This is a genomic window from Thalassobacter sp. (assembly GCF_982993085.1).
This window is the reverse complement of record NZ_CEZFMW010000176.1, coordinates 1-4,434: the sequence shown is the minus strand read 5'-3', so window position 1 is coordinate 4,434 and position 4,434 is coordinate 1. Positions and strand designations below refer to the sequence as shown.

Sequence of the window (4,434 nt, the reverse complement as noted above, 5' to 3'; positions counted from 1 at the left end):
GACACACGCCCGGGATATGTTTTCTCCTGATGCATGCGGATCGTCCCGTAGCGGCCGTTGTTCGCCACGATTACGATGGGGGCGGCGCCGTGTTGCACGGCTGTCGACATCTCATTGAGGGTCATCTGAAAACACCCATCCCCCGCAAGGCAGACCACCGTGCGATCCGGCGCGTTCAAAGCCGCCGACACCGCCGCCGGAAAGCCATAGCCCATCGACCCCGAGGTGGGCGCCAACTGCGTCCCATACTGCCGCCAGCGATAATACCGGTGCAGGAACGCGGCATAATTCCCGGCCCCGTTGGTCAGGATCGCATCATCTGGCAGAACCGCATCAAGGTGCGCGATGACCTCTTCTAGGCGAACCGCACCGGGGGTCGGCTTGGGCGTGATCCACGCCTCATAGGACGCGCGCGCAGCAGCAACCTCAGCGGGCCAGCCGGGCAATTCGCCGCCGCGCGGGGCCAGGGCGGCTATCACCGCTGCGGCGTCCGCGACCACCGGCACATCAGCCGGATAGGTCGTGTTGATCTGGACGGGGTCGGGATGCACATGCACAATCTTTTTGCCGGGGTCCGCAGGGTTCAACGCGGTGTAGCCCTGCGTCGCGATATCGCCTAGCCGGCAGCCCAGCACCAAAAGCATATCCGCCGCGCGCAGCCGCGCCATCAAAGCCGGGTTTGGTCCGACGTTCAGGTCACCGGCATAGGTCGGCGCGCGATTATCCATGTAATCCTGCCGCCGGAATGCCACTGTCACGGGGATTTGTGCCGCCTGCGCAAAGGCCTCTAGATCCTGCGCGGCCTGCGCGCTCCAACCCGGCCCACCCGCGATAATCAAAGGGCGTGATGCCCCTCGCAAGGCCTCAAGGATTGGGGTGACGTCGGGCGTCGCGGCCCGGGGCACCACAACAGGCGCGCGGTCAGCAACCTCAGCCGCGCTGGACAACATGTCCTCCGGCAAGGCCAAAACCACCGGCCCCGGCCGCCCCGCTTGCGCCACGGAAAACGCCCGCCCGATATATTCGGGTAGGCGCTCCACCTGATCGACCTCAGCCACCCATTTCACCAAGCCCCCAAAGAGCCCCCGGTAATCAACCTCCTGAAAAGCCTCCCGGTCACGGTGATCACGGGCAATCTGACCCACAAATACCACCATCGGCGTGCTGTCCTGCATCGCGACATGCAGCCCCGCGCTGGCGTTCGTGGCACCCGGTCCACGCGTAACAAATAGCACGCCGGGTTGGCCCGTCAGCTTGCCGTGGGCCTCGGCCATCATGGCGGCGCCCCCCTCTTGGCGGCACACGACGTTGGCAATGCCACTGTCATACAACCCATCCAAAGCGGCTAAGAAACTCTCACCCGGCACAGAAAACACGCGCGTCACACCCTGTATTGCTAATTGATCGCTTAGGATCTTCCCACCGTGCCGCATTGGACTTGTCTCCCCTTCATTCGGCTTATCTGTGACACAGCCAACGGGTAAGGAAAACACCATGTCACATCTTCTGGGACTTTGCGGATCACTGCGCCGCGACAGCTTTAACCTGAAACTTATGCGCGAAGCCGCCTTGCAATACGGCGGCCCCTTCGTTGAAGGCAACTTGCGCCTGCCCCTATACGACGGTGACCTAGAAGAGGCCGAGGGCATACCCGCAGACGTCCAGACCCTTGCCGACCAGATCAAAGCCGCCAGCGCGGTGCTGGTCGTAACCCCGGAATATAATAAATCACTCTCTGGCGTGCTTAAAAACGCGCTCGACTGGGTCAGCCGGACAAAGGACGCACCATGGGCCGGAAAACCCGTCGCGATCCTGTCGGCGACAGCGGGTCGTTCCGGCGGCGAGCGGGCGCAGTACGCCACGCGCCTGTGCCTGACGCCGTTTCAGGCGCATGTGCTTCCGGGGCCAGAGGTCTTGATCGGCAGCAACTTCAATGAGTTCACCGAAGACGGACGGCTCAAGGAAGGGCGCGGACTGGATGGGCTGAAACGGTTGATGGATACGCTCAGGGCCGCCGCCGGTTAGGAGGGTAAATTATCCTCAACCCGAAATCCTTGCGGGATCGTATCACGCCCCTCTAGCACCAGATCGGCCATGACCTCTGCCACTTTGGGGGCCATGCCAAAACCGATCTTGAACCCACCGTTGGCGATAAAGTGCCCGGGCCTGTTGGGCCAAGCGCCCAGCATCGGGGCGCGGCTACGGGCACGGGGGCGCACACCTGCCCAGCGCTCAATCACTTCGGCCCCCTCCAGCACCGGAAACGCGGACAACGCGCGCGCAATTACATCATCCAACTGGTCATCACAGGTATCGGGCGCGTCGAACTCTCGCTCAGATGTTGAGCCAATCGCCACCGTACCGTCTGCATGGGGCACAATGTGCAGCGCATCCGCGAACAGTTGCGGCGCGTCGCGGGCGTCATATCGCAACAGCGCGGATTGCCCTTTGACACCCGCGCCCATCATTCGACCAAACCGCTCCGACAGGTCCAACAACCCACGCCAGCCCGTGGCCCAAACGACTGCGCCTTGGTCCGGCGCATCAGCCACGACCGGGGGAAAACATCCCGCCAACGCCCGCGACGCCATGCGCGGATGCAACCGCCCAGAAAGGGTATCGCGGATGACCATGCCTGTAGGCGACTGCGGGCACCACTCACCCGAGGCTTCCTCCACGGACCATACCGCCTTGCCCTGCCACAGCGTCTTGGCCCCTTCGGCCCGCGCATGCGCTAATTCTAACCCATGGGCGTCCAAAACGGGCTGCACACGGCCCCCACGCGCATAGCCTGTCGGCAAGCCACTGACCTGTGCGACCTCGGCCCACCAATCCTGCGCCATCATCAGACTGTCGAATTGAAACGCCTTTTTCGGGTTCCAGTTTTCCGGCGTATGCGGCGCCAACGCCCCGACAATGCCACCCGAAGATCCTGCCCCGACCCCGTGGGGATCAACCACCTGCACCCGCGCACCGCGCCGCGCACAGGCCCATGCCACCGACAGCCCAAAAATCCCTGCGCCACGTACCGTTACATCGACCATCGCCACACCTCTTGCCGCATTGTTCAGATGGGCCTACAGGACGATATGACCAACGAAAACCCCCTCAGCTGGCGCGACAACGGAACCCCTGTGTCCGATCGCTTTGATGACCCTTATTTTTCGCTCGAAGGGGGGCTGGCAGAAACACGGCACGTGTTCTTGGACGGCAACGGCCTGCCTGCGCGGTTGCGCGACGGGTTCCAAGTGGCCGAACTGGGCTTTGGCACTGGGCTGTCGTTTCTGACGCTGTGGCAGGCATGGATCAACTCGGACACCTTCAAAACCCACGGTGGTCAAATCCATTTCACCAGCTTTGAGGCCTTTCCGCTGGACACCCGCGACATGGCCCAAGCGCTTTTGGCTTTTCCAGAACTGGCCCCCTTGGCCGAGCAATTGGTCAAAGCGTGGCCCCTAAGCCGCGCCAATTTCGGCCCCATTACCCTGACGCTGTGGAAGGGCGATGCGCGCACAATGCTGCCCCTGTGGTCTGGTGCGGCTGACGCATGGTTTTTGGATGGGTTTTCGCCTGCCAAGAATCCCGAACTGTGGGAACCTGATTTGATGGCCCAAGTCGGTGCGCACACAGCGCCACAAGGCACCTGTGCGACCTACACCGCCGCCGGCCACGTCCGCCAATCCCTTGAGGACGCGGGCTTTGACATCACCCGCACCGAAGGCTTTGGCCGCAAACGCCACATGACCCACGGAACAAAACAATGACCGACACCCAAAAGGGCATTGGACTGATGGTCATCACGACCATCATCTTTGCCGCCCAAGACGGGATTTCTCGGCACCTTGCGGGCGAATACAATGTGCTGATGGTGGTGATGATCCGCTACTGGTTCTTTGCGGCCTTTGTGATCGCCATCGCCAAGCGTCAGGCGGGCAGCATCCGCGCCGCCGCAGCAACCCAACAGCCGGTGCTACAAACCGTGCGGGGCTTTCTGATCGCGGCTGAGATTTGCGTAATGGTCACCGCGTTCACCCTTCTGGGCCTTGTGGAAAGCCACGTGATTTTCACAGCCTATCCGCTTTTGGTTGCCGCCCTTTCTGGTCCTGTCTTGGGCGAGGCTGTCGGTTGGCGCCGCTGGGCCGCAATCGGAATCGGCTTTGTGGGCGTGGTCATCATTCTGCAACCGGGGGTCAAGGTGTTCTCACCGCTCGCGCTGATCCCACTGCTCGCAGCTCTGATGTTCGCGCTGTATAACCTGCTGACCCGGTTGGCCGCCCGCAAGGACAGTGCGGCGACCTCCTTCTTTTGGACCGGCACGGTGGGGGCCGTCTTCACCACCGCTATTGGCATCTGGTTCTGGGAACCGATGAGCTCCTCGGACTGGGTTTGGATGTGCATCCTGTGCGTCACCGCCGCCATAGGCCACTACACGCT

The 4,434-nt window shown here is 62.4% G+C and carries 5 protein-coding genes; 3 read left to right on the top strand and 2 right to left on the bottom strand.

Going from position 1 to position 4,434, the window contains the following annotated elements; genetic code table 11:
* A partial coding sequence (locus AC4GMC_RS17300; RefSeq protein WP_488089312.1) for a thiamine pyrophosphate-binding protein occupies positions 1-1,433 on the bottom strand: 1,433 nt, incomplete at its 3' end.
* Between the two features lie 61 nt (positions 1,434-1,494).
* On the opposite strand from AC4GMC_RS17300, the gene AC4GMC_RS17295 reads away from it, so the two are divergent.
* Entirely contained in the window at positions 1,495-2,025 is a 531-nt protein-coding gene (locus tag AC4GMC_RS17295) for an NADPH-dependent FMN reductase (RefSeq protein ID WP_487878372.1), read from the top strand.
* On the opposite strand, the gene AC4GMC_RS17290 is transcribed toward AC4GMC_RS17295, so the two are convergent.
* Positions 2,022-3,050: an NAD(P)/FAD-dependent oxidoreductase gene (locus AC4GMC_RS17290; protein ID WP_487878371.1), complete on the bottom strand. Its 1,029-nt coding sequence runs from the start codon at positions 3,048-3,050 to the stop codon at positions 2,022-2,024. The genes AC4GMC_RS17295 and AC4GMC_RS17290 overlap by 4 nt on opposite strands.
* Positions 3,051-3,089: 39 nt before the next feature.
* On the opposite strand from AC4GMC_RS17290, the gene mnmC2 reads away from it, so the two are divergent.
* Both mnmC2 and AC4GMC_RS17280 read left to right on the top strand, forming a co-directional pair.
* Positions 3,090-3,764: a tRNA (5-methylaminomethyl-2-thiouridine)(34)-methyltransferase MnmC2 gene (mnmC2, locus tag AC4GMC_RS17285; protein WP_487878370.1), complete on the top strand. Its 675-nt coding sequence runs from the start codon at positions 3,090-3,092 to the stop codon at positions 3,762-3,764.
* Positions 3,761-4,434: DMT family transporter (locus AC4GMC_RS17280; protein WP_488082250.1), on the top strand; the 674-nt coding region annotated here is incomplete at its 3' end. The genes mnmC2 and AC4GMC_RS17280, both read left to right, overlap by 4 nt.